Consider the following 24,882-nt stretch of genomic DNA (forward strand, 5'->3'; position numbering starts at 1 on the left):
TGCACTCCTGAGGTTGTACGGGTGACATTAGGTAATGAATGTGACGAACGAGTGAACATCCGGGGATCGGCTCCCCGTTTCGCTCGGACACATGGCTAAACGGGGAAGCGATCCCCGGTTATTTCCCTCCCGGGTACCGACTTCCTGTGACCTGAGTCACACGTCAGGTCCGCGGTCTCCCGGGCCGGTCGTGGAGCCGTGATCCGCGCTCCCCGGACCGGCTGCTCCCTCCCGAGAAACCCACGTTCGGGCTCTTCCAGCGCGCGCCCGTGACCCCCTCGACACAGGGTGATCGGAAGGGCGCAGCCTTCGGTTGGCGGCTGCCGGACCGAAAGGGCCAAGAATGCAGCCGCAGCCGGGGAGACGCCGGGGAGGGACAGGCACGTCTCCGCGGCCGCTCCGGCGTCGGATACACCCGCGCCGCCTGGCCGCCCTGGTCTCCCTGACCGCGCTGACCCTCGCGGTGAGCACCTCCGCCGGCACCGGACGCCTCGCTCCGGGCCCGCCTGCGGCCGGGGCGGGCCCGGTCCCCCTCGCCCGCTCGGGCACCCAGGGCCCCTGCATGATCGGCGGCCGCCGGACGGTCCAGATGTCGGAGGGCGTGCCGACCTCGCGCGGTTACTCCCGCTCCCTCGGCACCGTCCACGCCCTCACCCTGATGGTCGACTTCTCCGACGCGCCCGGCGCGGGCAGCGCGCAGAGCCGGTTCCGGGAGTTCTTCCCGATGACCCAGGAGTGGTTCCGCACCAGCTCCTACGGCCGTCTCGACTACCGCCCCGAGACGCCGATCCCCGACTGGCTGCGCATGCCGAAATCGTTCCGCTCGTACGGCATAGAGCGCGGCACGCCCTTCGACTCCGGCTACCGGCAGCTGGTCCAGGACGTCGTGGCCGCCGCCGATCCGCAGGTGGACTTCCGGTCGTACGACTTCCTGAACGTGCTGGTGACGCCCAACGCCGGGCCCTCCGCGCTGGACACGGTCCTGTCGGTGACCTTCGCCGGCAACACGGAGGCCCCGGTCGCCGACGGCGTCCGGGTGGCGAACGCGTCCTTCGTGTACTCCCGCCAGGACGACGGCTCCGGCTCCTACGGCAAGACCGGCTACCGCGTCCTCCCGCACGAGAACGGCCATGTCTTCGGCCTGCCCGACCTGTACACCCAGGAGGGCGGGGGCGCCGTCGGCCACTGGGACATCATGAGTGAGGACTGGGGGGCCAACAACGACCTGCTGGCCTGGCACAAGTGGAAGCTCGGCTGGCTGGACGCCGCCCAGATGAGCTGCGTGACGACACCGGGTACGACGGAGCACATCCTGACCCCGCTGGCCCGGACCGGCGGCGCGAAGCTGCTCTTCCTGCCGCTCGGCGACAGCACCGGCTACGCCGTCGAACTGCGCACCCGCGAGGGCAACGACGAGTCCGTGTGCCGTCCGGGCGTACTGATCTACAAGGTGGACGCCGACGTGGACACCGGCCAGGGCCCCGTCACCGTGTACGACTCCCGGCGCGGCAGCGGCGGCTGCACCCGCAGCCCGAACGTCCACTCCGAACTCTCCGACGCGCCGTTCGCCCCCGGCGAGGAGTTCCGGGACCCGAGGAGAGGCATCCGCATCTCGGTGGCGGGGGCGGACCTCTCCGGGAACTACCGGCTGCTGGTGACGCGACGGTGAGCGTGACCGGCCGCCGGTGACCCGCCACCGTGCACGCGGGTCCCCGCATTACGGTAGGCCTGCCGCGACCGCCGTACCGGAGAACCGATGCCCGCCGAGACACCTGCCGAGCCCCCCGTCGAGACGCCCACCGAGACGGTCGCGGGGGCGCCCGCAGGGACGCCCTCGGACGCGTCGGACGGCACCCCGGAACCGGCCGAGGCGGTCACGCCGCTGATCCGGGGCGTCGGCCTGCTGCGGCACCTCACCGACGCCGGGGGGACCTTGAGCCTGAGCGGGCTCGAACGTGCCACCGGTCTGGCCCGCTCCACGGTGGACCGGATCACCTCCACCCTGGCCCGCATGGAGTACGTCCGTCTCGACGGCCGGGACGTCGCCCTCGCCCCGCGACTCATGGAACTCGGCAACGCCTACCTGGCCGCCCTGCGCCTGCCCGCCCTGCTGAATCCCCACGCGGACGCGCTCGCCGACGAACTGGACGAGTCGGTGTCCCTGGCGGTCGCCGACCGCGACGGCATCCGCTTCATCCACCAGGCCACCCGCCGCCGCGCCATGTCCCTGAGCTTCCGCATCGGCGACCTGCTCCCGGCCGAACGCACCGCCCCGGGCCCGCTGTTCGCGTCTCAGTGGACGGCACCGGAGTGGCAGGCGTGGCGGACCCGCCGGGCGGCGGACCCGCAGGACCGGGGCTTTCCCGCCGTACCGCCGCGCGCGCACACCTCGCCGGACGACGACTTCGAGCGCCGTGCCGCCCGTTCCCGGCAGGACGGCTGGGCGCTGGACGACCAGTTGATCGAACCGGGACTGGTCGCGGTCTCGGTACCGGTACGGCATCCGGGTACGGGCCGGATCGCCTGCGTGGCGAGCGTGGTGAGCCACACGAGCCGCCACTCGGCGACCGACCTGCACGACACGCTCCTCCCCCGCCTGCGGACGGCGGTGTCCGCGATGGAGGCGGCGCTGCGGGGGGCCGCGACGGCTTCCCCTTCCGCTTCCGTTTCGGCTCCGGATTCCGCTTCTGCTTCCGCTTCTGTTTCTGTTCCTCTTTCCGTCTCGGCCCAGCTCGTCCGGGCGTCGAAGCAGGAGCTGGGCCGGGAGTTCATCGAGTCGCTGGCCCGGGGGCTGACCGTACTGACGGCGTTCGGTGAGGACAGTCCGGCGCTGACCCTGACGGAGGTGGCGAAGGCGACCGGCCTGGCGCGGGCGACCGCACGCCGGGCGCTGATCACGTACGAACACCTGGGCCTGGTGACCGCGGGCCCGCACCGCACGTTCGCCCTCACCCCCCGTGTCCTGTCCCTCGGCTTCCCACCCCTCTCCCGGACCTCCCTCCCCCGCGTCGCGGGCCCCCACCTGGCGGACCTGGCCGCGCGGCTCCACGAGTCCACGTCGCTGGCGGTGCTGTCCCCGTCGGGTGAGGAGATCCAGTACACGGCCCGGTCAGCGGCGCAGCGTGTGATGAGCGTGGACATCACGGTCGGGACGCGGCTGCCTGCGCCGACGACGTCACTGGGCCAGGTGCTGCTGGCGGAGCGCGCGACGGCGGCCTCCGGGATGCTGGAGGAGGTCCGCCGACGGGGTTACGCCCTCCTCGACGAGGAGTGGGAGGAGGGCCTGCGCTCGATCGCGGTACCGGTCCACGACCGCACAGGCACCGTGGTCGCCGCCGCCAACGTGGCCCTGCACGCCGCCCGCCGCACGCCGGAGGAATGCGTCCGGGACATCCTTCCCGAGCTGCGAGCGACGGCGGCGCGGATCGAGGCGGAGCTGGCGGTGGCGGGACGGTTCCTGCGGGTGGCCTCGCACTGAGGAGACGGTCCGGAATCACCCCACGTAGGGGCGAGCGGCCCGCCCCTCCCGCAGGGTGAGCCCCCACCAGGCGAGCTGTTCCAGCAGCACCGCGGCGGCCTTGCCCGCCCCGTCCGCGTCCACCGGCCGCCCCCGGTCGTCGAACTTCTCCCAGGCCATGGGGAAGCTGACGGTGTCCCGGAGGGTCACGGCATGCAACTCGGCGAAGACCTGCCGCAGTTGCTCCACGGCCCGCTGACCGCCGGCCATCCCCCCGTACGAGACGAACCCGACCGGCTTGGCCCGCCACCCGCTGTACACGTAGTCGATGGCCAGCTTCAGGGACGCCGGGTACCCGTGGTTGTACTCGGGCGTGACGACCACGAACCCGTCCAGCCCCTCGATACGCCGAGCAAGCCCGGGTACGTCACCGGGCCGGTCTCCGGACTGCTCGAAACTCAGTTTCAGTTCGTCGACGAGAGCGGGCTCGGCCAGATCGATCAGGTGGATCTCCATGTCCTGACGCCCACCGGCCTCGGCGACGAACCAGTCGGCAACCTTGTCGGCGAACCGCCCGGCTCGAACACTGCCGATGATGACGCCGATCTTGAGCGGATGTGCACGATGCGTAGTCATGCGAGGACCATAAGAACTCAACCAAACTTGAGGTCAACTCCTTCGCCTGGATGCGGTGGCCAGGCCCGTCCGGTAGGCGATGACGACGAGTTGCGCCCGGTCGCGGGCCTCCAGTTTCGTCATGGCGCGCTGCACGTGGGCGCGGACGGTGAAGGGGCTGAGGAACATCCGCTCGGCGATCTCCTGGTTGGACAGGCCGGTCGCGACCAGGGCCACCATCTCGCGTTCGCGCGGGGTGAGCACGGCGAGCTGTTCCGAGTGGTGCGGCGGGGCGTCGTCCGGTGTGGCCAGGAAACGGGCCACCAAGGAGCGGGTCGCGGCGGGCGACAGCAGGGTGTCGCCGTCGGCGATGGTCCGCACGGCGTCCAACAGGTCCTCGGCCCCGATGCCCTTGCCGATGAAGCCGCCGGCCCCGGCGCGCAACGCCTGAGCGACGTACTCGTCGGTCTCGTACGTGGTGAGGATCAGGATGCGGCTGGCCCGCAGTTCCGGGTCCGCGCAGATCTCCGACGTGGCGGTGAGCCCGTCCACCTCGGGCATACGGATGTCCATGACCACCACGTCCGGGCGCAGCTCCCGGGTGAGTCTCACCGCCTCCCTGCCGTCGGCGGCCTCGCCGACCACGGTGATGTCGTCGGCGCTGTCGAGAAGCAAGCGGAAGGCGCCGCGCAGCAGGGCCTGATCGTCGGCGAGGAGCACCCGGAGCGTCACGGCGTGTCCCTGGCTTCACGGTTGCCCGTCCGGCCGTCGTCTGTCGCTCCGTCAGTCATTGACCCCTCGATGATTGATGCTCCGTCAGTTGCGCGCGTGTCCTTGGCGGGTGGCAGCGGCAGCTGGATGGAGACGAGGTAGCCGCCCTCCGGGCGCCTGCCCGCGGAGAGGTGTCCCCCGACGGCGGTGGCACGTTCACGCATGCCGATCAGCCCGTAACCGGGTGGCCGGCCCGGCTCCGTGGACGGGTGGGGCCGCGTGGCCGCGGTCGGCGCCGCACGGGAGCCCTTCCCGTCGTCGGCGACGGTGATGCTCACCCGATCGCGGTTCCACACGAGGCGCACCTCGGCGTTCTCCGTGCCGGCGTGTTTGGTCACGTTGGTCAGGGCCTCCTGGACGATGCGATAGGCGGTGAGGTCCACCCCGGGCGGCAGCGGCCTGGCCGTGCCCTCCTGGTGCAGCGACACCTCAAGTCCCGCGCGGCGGAAGGACTCGAGGAGCGTGGGCAGCCGGGACAGCCCGGGCGCCGGTTCGGCGGGCGCGGGCGCGTCCCCGGACTGACGCAGCAGACCGACCGTGGCCCGCAGGTCGTCGAGCGCGTCGGCGGTCGTGTCGACGAGCTCTTTGAGGCTCTTACGGGTCTGCTCCGGGCGGGCGTCGAAGAGGTGGGCGGCGACCGTGGCCTGCGCGTTGGCCAGGGTGATCTGATGGGCCACCAGGTCGTGCAGTTCCCGGGCGATGCGCACCCGTTCCTCGGCCACTCTGCGGCGCGCCTCGCTGTCCCGGCTCTCCTCGGCCCGCCGGGCCCGTTCCTCCACGGCCGCCAGGTAGGCCCGCCGGTTCTGCGCCGAGTGCCCCAGCACGCCGGCCACCAGCGGGAACGCCGCCACCGCCGCCACCCTGCTCGCGTCCTGCCACGAAAGAGCCCCGAACAAGGGGGCGGAAGCGACCAGCAGCGCCACGCAGATGAGCAACACCGCGCTCGCCGCACGCCGTTCGGTGCGCGCGGTGAACGCGTAGGAGTAGGCGGCGATCACGGTGGGGGCCACGATGAGCGGGCTCAGCAGGAGGCCCAAAGGCGGCCCCAGCACCGCGCCCACGGTCGTGGCCACCATGACAGCCAGTGGCGCGCGGTGCCGCAACGGCAGCACGGCACAGGTCAGCACGGCGAGGCCGTAGGCGGCGGCGGGCGGCGCTGACAGCCTGCTGCCGTCGTCCTGCACCACGCCGCCGAGCAGACACAGCGCGAACGCCGTCGCCGTGATCGCTCCCTCACCCCACCACGCGCCGCGTGGTCGCGGGGCGCCGCCCCCCGTGTTCGTCATGGCCCGCTCAGTCCCGGCCGACGGGGAGCCGCCGCACGGCTGTGACCGTCTGGGTCGCGGAGGCCGGGGCCTTCCCGCTCAGTGCCTCGCCCTCGATGTCCACATGTGGCAGCACACGGTTCAGAATACGGGGCAGCCACCAGGCCCGGTGGCCGAGCAGTGCCAGCACCGCGGGTGCGATGGCCATCCGGACCACGAAGGCGTCGAAGGCGACCGCGGCGGCCAGGCCGACGCCCATCGTCTGGATGGTCGGGTTGCTCATCCCGATGAATCCGGCGAACACGCTGATCATGATGATCGCCGCGGCGGCCACCACACGTCCGCTGTGCCTGAACCCGGTGACGATGGCCTCGCCGGGTGACGCGCCGTGGACGACGTACGCCTCCCGCATCCGGGTGAGGAGGAAGACCTCGTAGTCCATGGCGAGGCCGAAGACCATGCCGATGATGAGAATCGGCATCAGCGACATGACCGGTCCGGTCTGCTCGATCCCGATCAGTTCCGCCGCCCACCCCCACTGGAAGACGGCGACGAGGACACCGAAGGCGGCACCCACCGACAGCAGGAAGCCGAGCGCGGCCTTGACCGGGACCAGGAGGGAACGGAAGACCACCATCAGCAGGACCACCGCCAGGCCGATGACCACGGTCAGATAGGGAATGAGGGCGTCGGACATGGCTTCGGAGATGTCGATGTTCATCGCGGTGGTGCCGGTCACCAGGATGCCGGCGCCCGTGTCGGCCTCGACGCCCGAGACCGCGTCCCGGATCGCGTGCACCAGGTCCTTGGTCTCACCGCTGTTCGGCGCGGTCCGCGGCACGGCGGTGAGGACGGCGGTGTCGTTGGCCCGGCTGAGCACCGGGTCGCCTACCGACGCGACGCCGTCAACTCCCCGTACGGTCTTGACGACCCGGTCCGTGGTCTCCCGGATGCCCGCAGACTCCGACTCCGGCATGTCCACGACCACGGTCAGCGGGCCGTTGAAGCCGGGGCCGAAGCCTTCCGACAGCAGGTCGTAGGCGCGGCGCTCGGTGGTCTGCACCGACTTGGACTCGTCGCCGGGCAGCCCGAGTTCGAGGCTGAGCGCCGGCAGGGCGACGGCGCCGAGACCGAGTCCGGCGGTCAACAGCACGGCCACCGGCCGACGCAGCACGAACCGTGCCCAGCGGGTGCCCAGCCCCGGCCGGCCGTCCGCGCCGTAAGCCGGATGCGGGCGCTCGCTTCCCGGCCGGGTGGCCTTGCGGACGGCGCGGGACAGTATCCGCCGGCCGAAGAAGCCGAACAGCGCGGGCACCAGGGTCAGCGCGACGAGTACCGCGAGGGCCACGGCGCCCGCACCGCCCAGGCCCATCTTGGTGAGTTCGGGGATTCCGACGACCCCCAGGCCGACCAGCGCGATGAAGACGGTCGCGCCGGCGAAGACGACCGCGGACCCGGCCGTGCCCACCGCCCGCCCCGCGGCCTCCTCCGGCTCGTTGCCCTGGGCGCGCTCGTCGCGGAAGCGGGAGGTGATGAAGAGCGCGTAGTCGATGCCGACCGCGAGCCCCAGCATCAGCGCCAGAATGGCGACGGTGGACGTCAGGCCCAGCGGCACGGCCAGCGCGGAGACCAGGCCGAAGGCGATGGCCACGCCCACGAGGGCGGTCAGCAGCGACAGTCCGGCCGCGACCAGCGACCCGAGGGCGAGCACCAGCACCACCGCCGCCACCGCCACGCCCACGATCTCCGTCGTACCGCCCGGCTCCTCCTCCGATTCCAGGGCCGAGCCGCCGATCTCCACGGTCAGCCCCGCGTCCCGGGCCTGGCTCGCGGCGTCCTCCAGAGCGCTCTTCGTCGGCTCGGTCAGGTCGACGGCGTCCGCGCTGTAGGTGATCGTGGAGTAGGCGATGGTGCCGTCCTCGCTGACCGCGCCGGTCTCATACGGGTCGGTGGTCGACGCGACCTGATCGCCCCCGCCCAGCGAGCCGAGCGCGTCCTCGACGGCCGCCTTGTTCCGACTGGCCGTCACCCGCTGCCCGTCCGGCGCCTGGAACACCAAACGAGCCTCGGCACCTTGCGAGTTGCTCTGGGGGAAGCGCTCGTCCAGCAGGTCGAACGCCCTCTGCGACTCGGTGCCGGGCATGGAGAGTTCCTCTTCCTCCCCGGCAGGCGCCATCGCGGCGGCGGCGACCGCCAGCACCAGGACACCCAGCCACAGACCACCCACGAGCCTCCGCCGCCGGAAGGCCCACCGTCCGATCCGGTACAGAAAAGTCGCCACCGCTCATCACTCCAGACGCCACTGGGGCAAGGGGAATACGCGAGATCCCGCGCGCCTCCCACACTTCCCTCCGGCGCCTCGCCGGGCATCGTCCCCCGCAGCCGTCTTGCCCTGGTGCGGCCGGACCAGGCGGCCGTCTGTCCTGGTGCCTGCGCACTAGGGGCGACGGACGACGTGGGACGGGGGTTGGTGTGGTGTCCGGCACGGGTGCGATGTTCCGGCACGGGTGCGGCTTTCCACAGGGTGTCCGGCACGGGTGCGGTTTTCCGCAGGGTGTCCGGTGCGGGCAACCACACATGACCTGACGGTCATCCTCATACCGCCGCTGACCTGTGGTTTCTAGCGTGGTGGGCAGTCGGGGCGTCGGCCCGGACGGCCGGACGGCCGGCCCGTCAGCTTGGAGACTCACATGCACCTCGCGTCCTTGGCTCTGCCTCAGGAACCCGCCGACGGCATCGCGGGCTGGGCCGCCGACCTCGTCGACACCATGGGTGGCCCCGGAGCCGGCCTGGCCATCGCGCTGGAGAACCTCTTCCCGCCGCTGCCGAGCGAGGTGATCCTGCCACTGACCGGATTCGCCGCCGGGCAGGGCGTCCTCACTCTGGCCTCGGCTCTGTTCTGGACGACGCTCGGCTCGGTTGCGGGAGCCTTGGTCCTCTACGGGATCGGCATGCTCTTCGGCCGTGACCGCATGCACGCGATCTGGGCGAAACTGCCGCTGGTGAAGCCTTCCGACCTGGAGCGCACGGAGGACTGGTTCGCGAAGCACGGCACCAAAGCGGTCTTCCTCGGCCGGATGGTTCCGATCTTCCGCAGCCTCATCTCCGTCCCCGCCGGGGTGGAGCGCATGCCTCTGCCCGTGTTCGTCATGCTGACCACACTCGGCAGCCTGATCTGGAACGCCGTCCTGGTGATGGCCGGTTACTGGTTGGGCGACCAGTGGGAAGCGGTGGAGACCTACGTCGGTGTCGTCTCCAAAGGGGTGTTGGTTCTGGTCGTCCTCGCCCTCGCGGTGTACGTGGCCGTACGGCTCCGCAGCCGCAACCAGGCCCGGCACCGCCGCGCTTCATGAACAGCCACTGGCACCTGGGCACATGGGTCCCGTCCAGCGCGCGGCCCGAGCGATCTTGCTCCGGCTGTACGACCGCACTAGTCTCAGCCCCCGTGCAGGGGGACTCCGCGGGCATCAGCGCCCATCACCTGCCAGGCTCACCGGGACAGGACGACTCCGGCGAGGGCGAGGGCGACGCCGCGATCCTGCCGGCCCCCTGGCCGCGCCGGTGCGCCGGTACGTTGCTCGGCTGTGTCACGGCCTTGCTCGGTTTCCTCTACTTCCTCCTCGTCGGCACCGCCCTCGGCCCCTTCCTGCTGTGGCCGCCCACCCGCACCAGCGCGCTCAGCATCCTGGTCACCGGAGCCCGCCGACTGACGACCCTGGAACGGATGCGCCGGGCGGCCTTCTTCGGCGACCGCTTTCCCGAGCACTACAAGACGTCCGACCAGAAGATCCTTCGCTATCTGGCGGTCCGCAGCTATACGGGGCTGCTGTGCGGCGTCGTGATCGGACTGCTGGGTTTCGGCATCGTCCTGGCGGGGCTGCTCGTCAGAGGAATGGCCCAGGGGACCCTTCACTGGGACGAGTTGCTCATGCAGGTGCTCCTCGGCAGTGTGCTGCTCTTCCTCGACGTCCAGGGACTCCACTCACTCGTCACCCTGGACGCGCGCATCGCCCACGAGTGTTTCGGCCCCTCCGAACGGGAACTGCTGCAGCAACGCATCCATGAACTGGCCACCAGCCGGGCAGGAGTCGTGCAAGCAGTGGACGTCGAACGCCGGCGGATCGAACGGGACCTCCACGACGGGATCCAGCAGCGCCTGGTGGCGCTGGGCATGCTGCTCGGCCGGGCACGCCGGGGACGCGATCCCGAGCAGGCGGACACCCTGCTGCGCCAGGCACACCAGGAGTGCCAGAACATCCTCGCCGAACTGCGCGAAGTGACCTGGCGGATCTATCCCTCGGCGCTGGACAGTCTGGGGCTCGAGGAGGCGCTGGGCGGAGTGTCCGAGCGGTGCGGCATCCCCGTCCGCACGGAGTTCGACGTCACCGCGGAGCTGCCTCAACCAGTGGAGACCGCCGCGTACTTCGTCGTCTCGGAATCCGTGACCAACGCGGCCAAACACTCCGGCGCCACAGCCATCTCGGTGCGGGTGGTGCTCCGTGGCAGGGTGCTCACGGTGCGGATCCAGGACAACGGCGCAGGCGGCGCGGAGCCCACGGGCAGCGGACTGAGCGGACTGCGCAGCCGGGTGGCCGCGCTCGATGGCGTCCTGCACGTCGACAGCCCCGAAGGGGGACCCACCACCATCACCGCGGAACTGCCATGCGCCTGATGATCGCCGAGGACTCGACCCTGCTGCGTGAGGGGCTGGTCCGGCTCCTCCTCGAGGAGGGGCACGAGGTCCTGGGCGCGTTCGGTGACGCCAACGCCCTGCTGACGGAGATGGCCTCACGGCGACCCGACGTCGTCGTCCTCGATATTCGGATGCCGCCGACACACACCGACGAGGGGCTGCGTGCGGCGTTGGAGATCCGGGAACGGTGGCCGGAGACCGGCGTACTGGTGCTGTCTCAGCACATCGAGCGCAACTACGCGGCGCAACTGCTGGCCTCCAACGTGGAACGCGTGGGATACCTCCTCAAGGACCGCGTCGCCCAAGTCGAGGAGTTCCTGGACGCGTTGGAACGCGTTCAGTCGGGCGGCGCTGCCATCGACCCCGAAGTCGTGCGGCAGTTGGTCATCCGCACGACGCACGGAGATCCGCTGACCCGCCTCACGCCCCGCGAACGCAGTGTCCTCGATGCCTTGGCCCAGGGGCACACCAACACGGCGATCGCGCAGAAGCTGCACATCTCGGTGAGTGCGGTGGAAAAGAACCTCAACACGATCTTCGACAAGCTGGACCTGTCGCACACCACCGGTTACAGCCGACGGATCCTGGCGGTCCTGAGGTATCTGGAGTCGTAGGGCGCCGGCGTACAGGACGTCACACCTTCGCCATTTGCCTAAACTTATTAGGTAGTTCACCATGGACTATCGCCTACACGGGCGGCCACGCGGGCATCCTGCGCGGCTACGACCTCTCGGAGCCAGAGCCGGAGTCGGAACCCGGAACCGGACCAGCCGCACGCGGTTCGGGTCCGGAAACCCTGATCACAAGGCTGGGACAACAAGCAATGAGCACTGACCACCACTGGATCACCACCCCTGTCACCGAGGACATCCTGCGCGGCCACCTCGACCTGGAACCGACCGCGCACGGCCTGCTGCCGCACCGGTTGCCCGCTCGCTCTCGTCGGCAGATCCCCGACGACCAGCTGGCCGTAGCCGAGTCCCAGCCCTCCGGCGTGCGCCTGGCCTTCCGCACCCGAGCCACCACCATCGAACTCGACACGCTGCCCACCAAGCGGGTCTACCGAGGTTTCCCGGCCCCCGCGGACGGCGTCTACGACCTGCTGGTCGATGGTCGTCTCACCGCCCAGACCACAGTGCCCGGCGGGAACGTCCGCACGGTCACAGACATGGTCACCCAGTCCGCCGAACTGCACGAAGGCCCCTCCGGCACCGCCCGCTTCACCGACCTGCCCGCCCACGACAAGAGCGTGGAGATCTGGCTCCCGCATACGGAGATCACCGAACTGATCGCCCTGCGCACCAACGCTCCCCTCGCACCGGCAGCACCCCAAGGGCGCAGGGTGTGGCTGCACCACGGCAGCTCCATCAGCCACGGCTCGAACGCCACCCACCCCACCGCCATCTGGCCGGCCCTGGCCGCAGCCCAGGGCGGCGTGGAACTGGTCAACCTGGGGTTCAGCGGCAGTGCCCTGCTCGACCCCTTCACCGCCCGCGCGATGCGGGACACCCCCGCGGACCTGATCAGCCTCAAGATCGGCATCAACATCGTCAACGCCGACGTCATGCGCCTGCGGGCCTTCACCCCGGGTGTCCACGGCTTCCTCGACACCATCCGCGAGGGCCATCCGACCACCCCGCTGCTGGTCGTGTCCCCCATCCTGTGCCCGGTCCAGGAGGACACCCCCGGCCCCCTCGCACCCGACTTCGACGGCCGAACCCTGCGCTTCAAGGCCACCGGCGACCCCGCCGAACGCGCCGCCGGCCGCCTGACCCTCAACATCATCCGCGAGGAACTCGCCCGAACCGTCGAACAGCGGAAGTCCGACGACCCGAACCTCCACTACCTCGACGGCCGAGACCTCTACGGCGAGAAGGACTACGCCGAAGCACCCCACCCCGACGAGATTCACCCCACCCCCGAGGGCCACCGCCGCATCGGCCAGAACTTCGCCCGCCTCGCATTCGGCGAGGACAGCCCCTTCGCCCATTAACCCGCCCACAACCCCATCAGCCCCGCCGCGCCCACTACGACGGACCCACCCCGCTGCCGAGCCCCACCGCCGGCCCGCCTTACCACCAACCCACAGCACCCGCACCCTCCCGACCCCTGATCCGGTACGCTGTGGATCGAGCGCCTTGGCGGGCGCTGCCGCATGCCCCTGGGTCCGCCCAACGCACGCGGCAGACGTAACTTCAGGACGCTCAGAACTTGACAGAAAGACCTGGTCTGAAGCGGTTTCAGCGCATCACGAGCTAGGTTTCACAAACCCCGCCTTCGTAGCTCAGGGGATAGAGCACCGCTCTCCTAAAGCGGGTGTCGCAGGTTCGAATCCTGCCGGGGGCACAGACAGAAGGGCCAGCTCAGGAGGGTTTCCCTCCCAGGCTGGCCCTTAGCCGTTTCAGGTGCCGTGCCACAGGCGTGCCACTACGGGCCTGCGGGGTCCTTATCGGAGGGCTCAGAGGCCGCTCCCTCACCGCCTCGGTTCATGGCCCCAAGCCGGTCGGCGATGGCTCGGTCCCGGTCGCTGGTCATGTGCTGGTAGATCAGTGCGGCGCGCGAGCTGCTGTGGCCCATGCGGGTCATCAGCTCCCGGGTGCTGGCTCCGGCCGTGGAGGCGAGCGTGTTGCCAGTGTGCCGAAGGTCGTGGAAGTGCAGCTCGGCCGTGACGCCCGCAGCATTCCGAGCCTTCAACCAGTCGTCCCTCCGCCGCAGTTGCCCGCCTCTACGGACCGACGAAGACGTGTGTCGCGGTCGGCAGCGGCGAAGTGCTCCAGATGGTGCGTGACCGCGTCGAGGAGTGTCGAGGAGTGTCTGGACCACCTCAGGTCAGGAGGTACGCCTTCAGGATCGTCACCGCGTAGGTGTTGCCGGTGGTGTCGGTCAGGGTGGACTTGAGGGAGACCGAGCGGGCGTTTTCCGGGTGGGTCAGGGTGAGGGTCCTTTTGCCGTGGGTGGTGGTCATCGGGGCGGGGGACCAGGTCTTGCCGGCGTCGTAGGAGACCTTCACCGTCAGGGATTTCAGGTCAGTGGCCGCCGGGCCCTGGAGGGAGAGGGGGATCGTGGTGCGGCGGCCCGCGGGGGCCGTGCCGGTCGGGGTCAGCTTCGGGTGGAAGCGGACCGTGGAGAGGGGCAGCGAGCCGGAGCCGGACGGGCTGGACGTGAAGGTCCAGGCCGCTGTCAGGCGGCTCGTGGTCGTGGCCACGCCTGGCGGGCGGGTCAGGTTCGTTCGGATCGTGTAGCGGGCCGGGACGGACGGGAGCTTCTCCACGGTCTGGCAGAGGTCGCCGTCGTTGTCGAGCAGGGTGCGGCCGTCCGCGGTGACCGTGGTGTGGCGTTTCGCTGTGGAGAAGGCGGGGTGTCCGCTCCCGTCGGCGAGGTCGGGGACGCACAGGTCCAGGGTGTCGCCGTCGCGCTGTGCGCCGAACGGGCCGCCGGTGATCGGGCTGAAGACACCGACGTTGTACGTGGCCGCGTAGGTCCGGCCCGCCTGGTACGACCTCGCGCTCTCCGTGCCGTAGAAGACGTCCTCGTCATCTCCGGAGGCGTTTCGCTGGCCCAGGTTGGCCGTCCACTTGAAGCCCTTGGGCGTGGTGACGTAGATCTTCGCGGTCGTCGGCAGCGGGAAGGGGTCGCTCACCGTGCCCAGCGACAGGGTGGGGCCGCTCCACAGGACGTTGACGATGCCCTTGCGGTGCGCGACGGACGAGCCGAAGTTCCGCTTCAGCAGGGCCAGTTCGTTCATGCGCGTGGTGTGCCGATAGCCGGTGGGGAAGCGGTCGGGCAGGTTGTGGAGCAGGTGGTAGGTGGTGCTGCCCTTCTGCCACAGGCCGCCGAGCTGCGTGCTGAGCCTCCCGGGAGGGGCGGTCGGTCCCAGGGTCGCGGTGCGCAGGTTCTTGAACGTTCCCCAGAACAGGGTGCTGTTGTGCGGTTCGCTCCCGGTGTCTCCGGTGCCCACGGCGAGGTTGAGCTGGCCGTCGGACATCTTCGCGCCTTGCGGCGCGGTGATCCGGACCGGCTTCGCCTTGCGCGCGTCGAAGACGACCGTGGTGTCCCCGGTCAGCGAGAGCCGCGGCCGGACCAGCGCGGAGGTGCCCCTGGCGTCGTCCATCACGGTGTCCACGACGTAGTCGCCGCGCGGGACCCGCACCCGGTACACGCCCTTGGAGGTCTGCTCGGAGTCCTCGAGGTTCGTGGTCCAGTACGTGCCCGAGTACCCGAGGATCTCGGTCAGCGGAGCGCTCACGGGCCGGCCGCCGCGGTCGAGGAACTTCAGGGTGAGGTCGTGTGCCTCGGCCTCGCGTACGACGCCGAAGGCGGTCCGTACGGCGGCGGGGTCGGCGGCCGCGGGGTCGGCGCCGTTCCGCGCGGTGGCGACCAGCGCGCCCGAGTAGGTGCCGTCCGCCGCCTCGACGCGGGTGTCCGCGGTGAGATCGACGTCGGCGGTGCCGCCCGCCGGGACGGCGAGCTGTGTGGTGCTCAGCGTGAACATGCCTTCGGGGGCCGTGCTGCCTCCGGGGCCGGTCGCGGTGGCCGTCAGGTCCAGGGTGACGGGGTGGTCGCCGTCGTTGCGGTAGGTGATGTGCTGGGTGACCGGCCGGTCGTCGGTGTGGGGCCACAGCTGCTTGCCGAAGGACACGGAGGTCTGTTCGCTCGCCACCGCCCCCTCCAGTGCCCGGGACACGTCGAGCCGGCCCGTCCCCTGCTGGTAGCCGGTGGTGCCGGTGGTCGGGGTGGTGGACGCGGTGAGCGCCTGCTTGATCCGTGTGCCGGTCCAGTCGGGGTGCCGCTGGGCGAGGATCGCGGCCGCCCCCGCGGCATGCGGCGTCGCCATCGACGTACCGGACATGGCGACATAGCCGTCGGCGGCCGGGTCGCCCATGTGGCCGTGCGCCGCCTTCGCCGAGACGATGGCCACGCCCGGCGCCGTGAGGTCCGGTTTCAGCTCGCTGTCGGCGGTCGGGCCGGTGCTGGAGAAGTCGGCGAGCCGGTCCTCGCCGTCGACGGCGCCCACGGTGAGCGCCGACTCCGCGGCCCCCGGGGAGTCGACGGTTCCCGCGTCGGGGCCCTCGTTGCCGGCCGCGGCGACGGTGAGCATGCCGGTGCTCTTCGAGAGGGCGTTCACCGCCGCCTCGACCGGGTCCTCCCCCGGGGTGTCCTCCTGGCCCAGGCTGAGGTTGGCCACCTTGGCACCCTGCCCGGCGGCCCACTCCAGGCCGGCGATGACGCTGGAGTCGCTGCCCTCGCCGCTGTCGTCCAGCACCTTGGCGTTGAGGATCCCGGCACCGGGCGCGACGCCCTTGTACCGGCCGCCGGACCGTGCGCCGGAGCCCGCCATCGTCGCGGCCACATGGGTGCCGTGGCCCGCCATGTCGTCAGTGCTGCCGGTGCCGGTGAAGTTCTTCGAGGCCTTCACCGCCGAGGCGAGGTCCGGGTGTGCGGTGTCGACGCCGGTGTCCAGGACGGCGACCTTGACGCCCTTGCCGTCGTATCCGGCCGCCCAGGCGGCCGGGGCGCCGATCTGCGCGACGCCGCCGCCCGCATCCCCGCCCGCCTCCCCGGACTTCGCGCCTTCTTCGTCCGCCGGCGCCTTGAAGCGGCCGTCCAGCCAGACCCGCGCGACTCCCTGCTCCTCGGTGAGGGCCTGCCACATGTCGTCGGCCCCGGCCTTGGGCACGGTGATCGCGGCGCCCGCCACGCTGGGCAGCTCCCGGCTCACGGTGGCGTCCGCGTCCGCGACCAGTGACTTCTGGGTGCTCCTGCGCTGGGCGGACTTGCCCTCGTACGACACGATCAGCGGGAGCGTGCCGCGCCGGGTGTCGTCGTAGCCGGCGCGTATCAGGCCGCTGACATCGAACAGCCGCATGTCCAGGACGCCTTGGCCGATCAGGGCGGCGGCGTCGGCGGGAACGACGTACTGATCACCCCCGACGCCGCGCACGGACACCGGGACGTGCTCACGGCCCGGTGCCTGCCGAACGCCCGTCACCCGGCCCCGGGCGTCCAGCCGGACCCGGTCGCCGGTGAGGAGGGTGACGTACCGGCCGGCCGCGGAGGCGGAGCCGGCGGTCCGCGCGCCGAGGAAAGGGCTGCCGGGCGCCGCGACGAGGACGGAGCTGCCGGGCGCCGCGACCGTGGCGGTGTCCTGCGTCCGTACGCCGAGGCCGGAGCCCGTGGCCGCCACCGAGACACCCGTCATGAGCCCCGCCACCAGCAGGGTGGCCAGCGAGGCGCTTGCGGTTCTGTCGCGCATTCAGCCCACCTGCCCGGGGACCTGCTTGGCGGCGTCGACGACCGCGCGCTCGGTGATCGCGCTGGTGCCCGTGACGGTACCGACCTTCAGGGGATTGCCCGCCGTGGCCTTGACCACCACGATGCGCTCGCCGAGGAACCGCAGGGTCTTCTTGTCGAAGATCCACTCGGTGCGCTCGCCGTCGGCGGGGTTCTCCCGCGCGATCGCGACCCCGTGCCGGCCCGTGGCGTCGACCGCGTCATCCACCGCGACGACGCCGGGGATCTTGGCAGCGGCCTTGTAGAGGGCGGCGCCGACCTCGGCGGGCGGGTAGCTCTCGAACAGCAGATCGCCGATCGCGACGAAGGCGGCCTGGTCGCGCGGGACTTCGGGGTCCCGGTTGGCGTCCGAGGCACGGTAGATCCGCTGGAGCAGCGCGTCGGGGTCGGTCGGCAGCGCGGCCAGGGCGTTGTAGGCGCCGCTGAACGGGACGTCGCTCTTCAGGGTGATGCCCTTGTCGCTGGTCTCACCGGCCTCGATCAGCCAGCCGTCCCTGCCGTCGAGGGAGTTCCAGACCTGGCGGGAGTGCAGCTCGTCGCTGACCACCTCGCTCTTGTCGCCGACGGTCTTGATGTGGGTGTCGGCCACCTTCGAGGCGATGTAGATGTACTGGCCCTTGCGCGGGGTGGGCGCGGAGGTGTCGGCGGCGGCCAGGGAGATGCGTTCGAGGAGCTGGGGGGCGCCCTTGGCGTCGGCGGCGCCGATCCTGGTGGTTAGTGCGGGGCCGGTGGCCAGGGCGGTCCTGCCGCCGTCGGTTCCGCCGCCGGTGAGGGCGAGGCCGCCCGCGACCGCGCCGGCCAGGGCGAAGGCCGCGGCGGGCAGGAGGATCGTACGGCGCAGGAACGGGTTGGAGCGCTTCACGGGCGCGACCGGAGAGGTGGCGGGCGTAGGGGAGGAGGTGCGGAGGTCTTCGTGGATCCGGGCCATCATCTGCTCCTTGTGGAACTGGTGGCGGCCCGCCGGCAGATCCCGCTCGGCGGAGGGCAGCAGACTCTGCGTCTCCGTCCACTCGGCCGGGTGGGGCCGGTGGGAGGGGCTGGCGTTCATCGGTTTCCTTCCTGTGCGGACCGGACCGCGTATCCGCGATCACCTGTTATCTGCCGGTTCGTGCCGATGGGTTCCCGTTTTTCTACGAGCAGTTGTGCATCGGCGAGCTTGCGCAGCTTGGCGCGGGCGCGGGAGAGGCGGGAGCGGACGGTGCCGACCGGGATGCCGAGGGCGCGGGCCGCCTCGGCGTACTCCATCCCCTCCCACAGGCACAGCGTCAGGACCTCACGCTCGGGGCGCTTGAGCAGGCTGAGGGCGGCGAGCGTGGCGTTGATACGGCGCCGGTCGTCCAGGCGTCCGGCGGTCTCCTCGGCGTGGTCCTCGACCCGTTCCTCGGTGGCGTGCGCGGCTGCCGCGGCGCTCGCCGCGTTGCGGTAGCGGCGGTTGCTGCGGTGGTGGGAGCGGGCGACGTTGGTGGCGATGCCCAGCAGCCACGGCCGCAGCGAGCCGCCTTCGGCCTCGACCGAGGCCCGGCGCCGCCACGCCTCCATGAAGGTCGTCGACATCACGTCCTCGGCCAGCGACCAGTCGGCGGTCAGCCGGAAGGCGTGGTTGTACACCGCGCGGGCGCACTCGTCGAAGAGTTCCGCGAAGGCGTCCGGATCTCCGTTTCGCACCCGGGTTCGCATATCTGTGGTCACGTCTTGAACTGACGTACGGCGCGGGCGAGTTCCGGTGAGACACGTCACATGGTGTCAAGCACTGTCGTTCAGTACACCGAACTCCTGCGGACCAGCGACCACGCCCTGTGGAGCCGGTTGCGGGACATCCTGAAGGGCCAGGGGCTCGATCCGGACCGAACGATAGTCGTCGACCTCTTGCAGGAGGGACCCGATCACGAGGATGGTCAAGTCATCTCCGAGGACGGCAGGGTCTACAGGTTCACCCTCTTCCATGACCAAGGCGCTGAGCATGGCGCGCGCAGCGCCACCCTAGATGGCTGGACAGACACAACCGATGCTTGGCGGATCGCATCGCTGGCTACCCGAACAGCCGATGCCTTCGCTTGGATGGCTTCGCGCGTAGGCCTTGTCTGAGCTGCTTCAGGGCGAAGATGTGCCGTGCCACAGCCGTGCCGGATACAAGGGTCAGCAGCGGTCAACAAGGGTAGCTGGCGAATGCATCCGTGTCCGCAAGCTCAACCAGCGAAGCCGCAGGTCACCTGCCGTGCAGCCCAGCCTCTCTCTTAAAGCGGGTGTCGCAGGTTCGAATCCTGCCGGGGGCACCAGGCGAAAGGCCCCGGACCGATCATGGTCCGGGGCCTTTGACATCCACTTCTGACATCAACGAGGGCGGTCACTCACGACCGGGCCGCCTCTTGAGCAGTCGATCCATGTGGCTGATGGCCTCGCGCTTGGTGTCCTGCACGACGTGCGTGTACACGTCCATGGTGATGCTGATCTGGCTGTGCCCGAGGATCTCCATCACGACGCGGGGAGCCACCCCGGCAGCGGTGAGCAGCGTGGCGCACCCGTGCCGGGCATCGTGCAGCCGGATCACGCGGAGGCCGGCGGACTGGGCGACGCGGGTGAAAGAGCGGTACACGTTGCGCGGCTCGACCGGACGGCCGTTCCGGGTGACAGTGCCTCCGGCGGAGGATCGGCCGGCACCGGGATGGAGGGGCGCCGGCGCCGACGCAGGGCAGCAGTGGCGTGCGTGGAGTGATCTCATCCCGTTCACCGTCGCCCCGGGCAGAGCCGAGCAGATGCGGCCCATGGCGTCCAGGTCGTTCGAACAGTAGCGCGCTCCACCTGGACGCCATGGACCACGCTCGCTCCACTGTGTGTGGGTCGACGGCGCACGGGACGGGAGCTGCGGTGAGTGGTGGGCTTAGACGGGGTTCTCGTCGAGCACCAACATGATGTGCTCATGCTCGCCGTACCAGACCGTCTCGGTGCGCCGGAAGCCGTGCTTCTCCAGCAGTCGCACCGAGCCAGTGTTCCCGACGAAGGGATCGGCGTGCAGGGGACGAGCCTTCTCCCGCTCCAGGAAGAGCGCCAGTGCCCGCGTGCCGATCCCCCGGCCCCAGTACTGCCTGCCGAGCCAGTACCCGATGAAGCGCCGCCCGTCGTCCCACCATGCCACCGCGTTGCCCGCCAGTTCTCCGTCGACGGTGATGGCCTGCACGAAGTTGGTGGGATCTCCAAGAACCTTCGTCGTCCAGTGGGTCATGAAGGTTTCCCGTTTCCGGGGCGGGAACTTCGACCGTTGTATGGCCTCAGGATCGTGCTCCTGCGAGAAGAACTCCTCCAGATCGACCGGTTCAACGTCTCTTAAACGCACCTGATCACTCATGCCGACGGAGTCTGCCACCAGCCACTGACACTCCCGGGGCCAATGGTTTCCGACCTGCCGTGTAAGCAGCCGTGCCCGATACAGCGGGGAGCACCGGGAAACGACGGTTATCGCGGACGGCGAGCAGCACAATGGCCCTTGCCTGGTGGGGCCGTTCGCCTGCGCTGGGTGTGGGATTTGAACCCACGGTGACATCGCGGCCCAGGACGGTTTTCAAGATCGATGATGCCTCAACCTGGACTTTGAGACTCCGTCGATCACGTGGGCTGACTGACAGGTTTCGCGTTGCGTGCTGACCAAGCTTGGGGATGCAATCTGTGCCACCGTCAGTTCGATCACTATCCTGAGTGTTCGCTATCGCCAGCGCACAGAACCGGGGGAGTCTCCATGATCGAGCTTGGCATCCTGTTTGGTCTCCTGCTGGCGGCAGCGCTAACGTTGATCTTCGTACTCCTACGACGAGAAAACCGGAGCACGGAGAACGCTGACGGACTCCTCATCGAGCAAGCACGGCGGGTGCAAGCGCACAAGGACCGTGCGACTTACAACGCCGGCGCAGTCGACGGCATCTTGCCAACCGCGCGCGACCACTATCGCCCCTAGCCATGGACACCGCAGTACTCCTTGTGGCCAGGCCGGGAGACCTCAGCAACCTCGCCGCCCGTGGTTCGCATCGAGGGGGCGTGGCTCGGTCCCCTGGCCGTGCCACTCTCGTGCCAGAACGCAGGGGGACTCACGGGGAATTGGAGTTGGCCAGGGGTACCGTCGGCCTGTTCCCAAGGCAAGGGATCCCGCAGGTGACGCCTGCAATCGCCCATCCTCGCTCCTAAAGCGGGTGTCGCAGGTTCGAATCCTGCCGGGGGCACAGAGAAAGGACCAGCTCAGGAGGAGCTTCCTCCCCGGCTGGCCCTTCGTCGTGTTCGAGGCCGCGCCACGCTTGCCACTAATGCCACGCGGATGCCACATCACTCCTGTCTGCTGGCCTCCCCCGCCCTTGCCGGTCATGGCCCCGAGCCGATCGGAATGGCCCGTTCACGGTCGCTGGTCATGTGCTGGTAGATCAGCGCGGCGCGTGAGCTTCGCCGTGCGGCTTGGGCGTCGACGCGGCAGATCCCATCCGCCGTAAAGGAGAGGTCTCCCCAAGACGCACGAGCGCCCTCCCAGGCCGTCCTGGGGCCGTGGAAGGGCGCTCAACGATGACCAACGTCGACAGCTACTGACAGCTCAGCAGCAGGTCAGGACATTGATCGATTAGGCGACCGCAGGTCACGGCCTCGGTGATCAGTTGTGGCTGTGCAGCAGTGCAGCGCGTCATCATGAAGCATGGGGATTGATCTGGAGCTGCATTCGTCACGGCCGGCACGTAACAACTGGCGCAAGTCCCGCGCAACACTCCTGCGGAGCTCCTTCGGGCACGGCGACGCGCTGGCCGATGCACTCGGCTCGCTCCAGCTCCTTGGAGTATCCGGGAGGCTCACCACCGTCGATCTGTACGGGGACACGTTGATGAACGAGCAAGAGGCCGCGGCCGCACGCCAAGAGATCCAGGGCTTGAGGCGGAGTTGCGCTGATGAGCATCAGCTCGCTGCGCTGGACGATCTCACAACGATGCTGGAACAGTGCGCGGCTACCCCAGGCAGCTACTTGTGGTTCGCGGGCGACTGAAGCTCCCGCCAGCTTGCTGTGTGAGTGTCCAACTGCGTGACAATGCCGACGGACAGCGGCGGACAACCGCGCACACCTGCGGACCATCACAGTAGGTGAGAGGCACACCGCCCTGAGCCCAGCCGCCCGCCCAAGTTGCTTCGGGACGAAGCAGTCGTCGACTAACCACACGAATCGCAAATGCCTGTCGAAGGCAGTTGGACAAAGCAGCTCTCACAAACCCGGGCGGGCTTTTCAGTGCGCTCGCGCCGACGCTCGACCGCTGCTTGCAGTCTGGGGGCGAGGGCCGGCACACCACCGCCAGGCGGCATGGTCGCCCCAAAGTGGCGGTAGCAAGCCAGGCGGGCGTCGGCAGCGTGATGCTCGCGTTCCAACTCGTCATCTACCGACGGCTCTCCAGCGACCGCCAGAACTTCCTTGTAGCCACTGCCTACCTTGCCGTCGTCTGTATGGACCACCAGAGCCGTCAGTGGTGGGTCCCCGCGACGGTGGGCTTCACGCACCACGCGGCCCAAGATCGGACCGATCCAGTTGTGCAGGAGAGTCTTGGTCCGGATGCCAGTCCTGTTCTGGATCTCCTCCGCCAACTCCTTGTAAGTGATCACTGCGTGGTAGGTCTGCGCTACGCCTACGAGGATCAAGTACGCCTCTGAGCTCCAGGCTTCGCGTGCCTCCTGGCCCGTCGGCTTACCGATGCCGACCACAGACTCAGAATCCCCCTGCTTCATCCCCACCCCATCGTGCTCTCCATCGTTGGCACTCTCTTGCATCCTCCCTTACGGAAGGACGACGGTGCCACGGCTCTGTGCGATCTCACCGCCGTACGCCAACCGGTACACAGCAGCGTCGGCAGTGAGCGAGCGATCCGACGCCTCAGGTGAGCTACGGCCCAGCTCCGAGGCAGCCGAGTGCACCCAGCCGAGCGGCTGCCCTGATCCCTGCGGTACAGCAGCGAAGTACAGCAACCACGACGACCGTAGCTGGCCGCCAGCACCCTTCAATGGCCAGCTGAACAGCTATCGCGACCTCAACGACCTCTGGGCCGAGAGTTCGGGACGAAGAGGTCGCGCGGGGAACTACAAGGACAGGGGAAATCGACGCACCCGCCCAGCGGACGTCGGTCTCTTCCGGCCCAGGGCAGCCTCGCAGCGAGCCCTAGGCCGGGTCATCCGCATCAGGCCGTGCACGAACTCCCCTTGGCCGAGAAGACAGTCAGCCAGGCGCTGTCCGCGGCACGGCAACAGTCGAGCGCGGTGTTGGGGCGAACGGCGCAGGCTGGCCAATGGTCTCGCGTAGGAACCGACGTGCCTCAGCAAGAGGCCCTGGCGCGCCATAGGGTGGGTGGATGATGTCCCCTCAGCGTTCACCGACAAGGGGACAGCGATGAGACACGACTTCGATGTCATGGTGGAGTTCCTTAAGGCCCGTCTTCGTGAAGACGAAAATGCGGCCAAAGCACTGAAGCCCGGCAAGAACGAGGACGCGGCCAGGTTGTGCGACCGGATCCTTGCCGACGTCGAGGCGAAGCGCAGGCTCGTGGACTGGGTGTTCGCGCCGCAGCGGGAGCTGGGGGAATGGGAGCACTCCTTCGCAGGTGGCCTGGTCATCAAACAGTGGATGCGGTTCCGCCAGCCGGTGATCGAGCAACTCGTAGCGGCGTACGCCGATCACCCCGACTTCCACTCCGAGTGGAAGCTGATCGAGGTCGAGCCGATTGAGGACGAGAGCCGCACCCGCGCTCAGGCTCGCACCGTTTGATGAGGCGGGGCCGTCAGGAGGCCTGGAGAGGCACGGGTTGGAGGGGGGCCGGACAGCTTCACCCTGACCCTGAGCCTCAACGTCCCCGTCGACGGGCCAGGACGATCCCGATCGCAGCCAGCACCGCGACCAGGACGACAAACCACGTCGGCATCAGGTCGAGCCCCTTGTAGGCAAGGGGGGCAGTCATGGGCATCGGACCTCCTTGGGCGGGAGCAGTCTTCGACTGCCCGGCATCAAGGTCGAGATGCGGGCCAGCAGCGGGTGTCGGCCTGCAACTCCTCGTCGTGCTCAGGCGAACGCCGTCTCGATCTGGCGGCCGAGCGCCGCGAAATCGGCCGGTGCGTCGACGGCGGCGAGGGTGGCGTAGCCGATGAGCGCGGCCAGGGCCGCCTCGGCCCGGGTCCGGTCCGCCGCGGTCGCCTCCGCGCCCTGGGCGCCGTCTTCGCGGTGCCTCGCGTACAGGCCCGCCAGATGGTCGCGCAGCGAGGTGTGCCGGGACACGGCTACGGCGGCCAACTCCTCGGAGGTGGACGCCTCGGCCCAGATCTGGACGACCAGGCGCGCGTGCTCCGCGGACGCGCCGGGCGGCGTCACGTAGGACATGAGGCGGCGCAGCAGGTCTCCCGGCGTCTCGTCGGCGGGGAAATCGCCGCCCTCCGTGCCGTCCCGCCCGCTCACGATCTCGGCCACGAGCGCGGCCTTGCTGGGGAAGTACCGGTAGAACGTGCCGGTCGACAGCCCCGACGCCTTGACGATGGCGGCCATCGGCGCGGCGGCGAACCCCTTCTCGGCGAACACGGCGCGCGCCGCTTCCACGATGCCGCTGCGGCGGGCACGCAGGTACTCCTGGCTGACCCTGGGCACAAGTGCTCCTTGCCTGACTGGACATGACGGGACATGACGGTCAGTCATGCCCGCGTAGTGACCGAACCGATCAACGCGACTGCTAAATTAAAGTGAGCATTCATTCATTTAGGAGTGACAGTGCGTATCCTGTTCAGTGCCGTTCCCGCGGGTGGTC

General features: G+C 69.6%; 19 protein-coding genes, 2 tRNA genes and 2 pseudogenes. 11 read left to right on the forward strand and 12 right to left on the reverse strand.

The window, feature by feature from the left end; all coding sequences use genetic code 11:
- The first annotated feature begins 343 nt into the window (after window positions 1-343).
- The gene (locus tag ACFYRY_RS20290; RefSeq protein WP_389147141.1) at window positions 344-1,669 is read left to right on the forward strand and encodes a M6 family metalloprotease domain-containing protein; all 1,326 of its coding nucleotides are present in this window, start codon (window positions 344-346) and stop codon (window positions 1,667-1,669) included.
- An 87-nt stretch (window positions 1,670-1,756) separates the two neighbouring features.
- Entirely contained in the window at window positions 1,757-3,478 is a 1,722-nt protein-coding gene (locus ACFYRY_RS20295; RefSeq protein WP_389147144.1) for an IclR family transcriptional regulator C-terminal domain-containing protein, read from the forward strand.
- A gap of 15 nt (window positions 3,479-3,493) precedes the next feature.
- On the opposite strand, the gene ACFYRY_RS20300 is transcribed toward ACFYRY_RS20295, so the two are convergent.
- The 4 genes from ACFYRY_RS20300 to ACFYRY_RS20315 are packed head-to-tail and all read right to left on the reverse strand — an operon-like array spanning window position 3,494 to window position 8,389.
- The gene (locus tag ACFYRY_RS20300) at window positions 3,494-4,093 is read right to left on the reverse strand and encodes an NADPH-dependent FMN reductase (RefSeq protein WP_389147146.1); all 600 of its coding nucleotides are present in this window, start codon (window positions 4,091-4,093) and stop codon (window positions 3,494-3,496) included.
- Window positions 4,094-4,126: 33 nt separating this feature from the next.
- Window positions 4,127-4,804 (reverse strand): response regulator, encoded by a 678-nt coding sequence (locus ACFYRY_RS20305; RefSeq protein ID WP_389147149.1) that lies wholly within the window; start codon window positions 4,802-4,804, stop codon window positions 4,127-4,129.
- Complete coding sequence (locus tag ACFYRY_RS20310) at window positions 4,801-6,129, reverse strand: sensor histidine kinase (protein ID WP_389147151.1); 1,329 nt, start codon at window positions 6,127-6,129, stop codon at window positions 4,801-4,803. Before ACFYRY_RS20310 ends, ACFYRY_RS20305 begins: the two co-directional genes overlap by 4 nt.
- 7 nt (window positions 6,130-6,136) lie before the next feature.
- Window positions 6,137-8,389 carry an MMPL family transporter gene (locus ACFYRY_RS20315; RefSeq protein WP_389147154.1) on the reverse strand — a complete coding sequence of 751 codons (2,253 nt, stop codon included), beginning with the start codon at window positions 8,387-8,389 and terminating at the stop codon, window positions 6,137-6,139.
- Window positions 8,390-8,798: 409 nt separating this feature from the next.
- Here ACFYRY_RS20315 and ACFYRY_RS20320 point away from each other — a divergent pair, with 409 nt between their 5' ends.
- From ACFYRY_RS20320 to ACFYRY_RS20340, 5 genes are all read left to right on the forward strand, one after another.
- A complete protein-coding gene (locus tag ACFYRY_RS20320) occupies window positions 8,799-9,461 on the forward strand; it encodes a DedA family protein (protein WP_389147156.1) in 663 nt (220 codons plus the stop codon).
- A gap of 92 nt (window positions 9,462-9,553) precedes the next feature.
- Window positions 9,554-10,780 (forward strand): sensor histidine kinase, encoded by a 1,227-nt coding sequence (locus tag ACFYRY_RS20325; protein WP_389147159.1) that lies wholly within the window; start codon window positions 9,554-9,556, stop codon window positions 10,778-10,780.
- Window positions 10,780-11,415 (forward strand): response regulator, encoded by a 636-nt coding sequence (locus ACFYRY_RS20330; protein ID WP_389148366.1) that lies wholly within the window; start codon window positions 10,780-10,782, stop codon window positions 11,413-11,415. The genes ACFYRY_RS20325 and ACFYRY_RS20330 overlap by 1 nt, the downstream gene beginning before the upstream one ends.
- A gap of 209 nt (window positions 11,416-11,624) precedes the next feature.
- Entirely contained in the window at window positions 11,625-12,794 is a 1,170-nt protein-coding gene (locus ACFYRY_RS20335) for a GDSL-type esterase/lipase family protein (protein WP_389147162.1), read from the forward strand.
- A gap of 280 nt (window positions 12,795-13,074) precedes the next feature.
- A tRNA-Arg gene (locus tag ACFYRY_RS20340) sits at window positions 13,075-13,147 on the forward strand.
- Window positions 13,148-13,228: 81 nt separating this feature from the next.
- Here ACFYRY_RS20340 and ACFYRY_RS20345 read toward each other — a convergent pair.
- The 6 genes and pseudogenes from ACFYRY_RS20345 to ACFYRY_RS20370 all read right to left on the reverse strand — a co-directional run.
- Window positions 13,229-13,602, reverse strand: a pseudogene (locus ACFYRY_RS20345) (tyrosine-type recombinase/integrase); the annotation flags it as partial.
- Between the two features lie 23 nt (window positions 13,603-13,625).
- Complete coding sequence (locus ACFYRY_RS20350) at window positions 13,626-17,054, reverse strand: S8 family peptidase (protein WP_389147164.1); 3,429 nt, start codon at window positions 17,052-17,054, stop codon at window positions 13,626-13,628.
- Window positions 17,055-18,140, reverse strand: coding sequence for a CU044_5270 family protein (locus ACFYRY_RS20355; RefSeq protein ID WP_389147167.1), 1,086 nt, complete (start codon window positions 18,138-18,140; stop codon window positions 17,055-17,057).
- On the reverse strand, window positions 18,137-18,781 hold the full coding sequence (locus ACFYRY_RS20360; RefSeq protein ID WP_389147169.1) for an RNA polymerase sigma factor: 645 nt from the start codon (window positions 18,779-18,781) through the stop codon (window positions 18,137-18,139). Before ACFYRY_RS20360 ends, ACFYRY_RS20355 begins: the two co-directional genes overlap by 4 nt.
- Window positions 18,782-19,436: 655 nt before the next feature.
- Window positions 19,437-19,718 (reverse strand): annotated as a pseudogene (locus ACFYRY_RS20365) (tyrosine-type recombinase/integrase); the annotation flags it as partial.
- 252 nt (window positions 19,719-19,970) lie between these two features.
- Window positions 19,971-20,435: a GNAT family N-acetyltransferase gene (locus ACFYRY_RS20370; protein WP_389147172.1), complete on the reverse strand. Its 465-nt coding sequence runs from the start codon at window positions 20,433-20,435 to the stop codon at window positions 19,971-19,973.
- Window positions 20,436-20,822: 387 nt separating this feature from the next.
- Between ACFYRY_RS20370 and ACFYRY_RS20375 the strand changes: the two genes are divergently transcribed.
- The 3 genes from ACFYRY_RS20375 (at window position 20,823) to ACFYRY_RS20385 (ending at window position 22,100) form a co-directional block, all read left to right on the forward strand.
- Window positions 20,823-21,038, forward strand: coding sequence for a hypothetical protein (locus tag ACFYRY_RS20375; RefSeq protein ID WP_389147174.1), 216 nt, complete (start codon window positions 20,823-20,825; stop codon window positions 21,036-21,038).
- Between the two features lie 165 nt (window positions 21,039-21,203).
- Window positions 21,204-21,300, forward strand: a tRNA-OTHER gene (locus tag ACFYRY_RS20380).
- A gap of 458 nt (window positions 21,301-21,758) precedes the next feature.
- Window positions 21,759-22,100, forward strand: a complete 342-nt coding sequence (locus ACFYRY_RS20385) for a hypothetical protein (RefSeq protein WP_389147177.1) — start codon at window positions 21,759-21,761, stop codon at window positions 22,098-22,100.
- Between the two features lie 161 nt (window positions 22,101-22,261).
- Here ACFYRY_RS20385 and ACFYRY_RS20390 read toward each other — a convergent pair whose 3' ends face one another.
- Window positions 22,262-22,828 carry a hypothetical protein gene (locus ACFYRY_RS20390; protein ID WP_389148368.1) on the reverse strand — a complete coding sequence of 189 codons (567 nt, stop codon included), beginning with the start codon at window positions 22,826-22,828 and terminating at the stop codon, window positions 22,262-22,264.
- 655 nt (window positions 22,829-23,483) lie between these two features.
- Here ACFYRY_RS20390 and ACFYRY_RS20395 point away from each other — a divergent pair.
- On the forward strand, window positions 23,484-23,858 hold the full coding sequence (locus ACFYRY_RS20395; protein ID WP_389147180.1) for a DUF6221 family protein: 375 nt from the start codon (window positions 23,484-23,486) through the stop codon (window positions 23,856-23,858).
- 291 nt (window positions 23,859-24,149) lie between these two features.
- Here ACFYRY_RS20395 and ACFYRY_RS20400 read toward each other — a convergent pair whose 3' ends face one another.
- Window positions 24,150-24,725 (reverse strand): TetR/AcrR family transcriptional regulator, encoded by a 576-nt coding sequence (locus tag ACFYRY_RS20400; protein ID WP_389147182.1) that lies wholly within the window; start codon window positions 24,723-24,725, stop codon window positions 24,150-24,152.
- Between the last annotated feature and the right edge of the window lie 157 nt (window positions 24,726-24,882).

This window comes from Streptomyces sp. NPDC005263 (genome assembly GCF_042872365.1).
GTDB lineage: Bacteria > Actinomycetota > Actinomycetes > Streptomycetales > Streptomycetaceae > Streptomyces.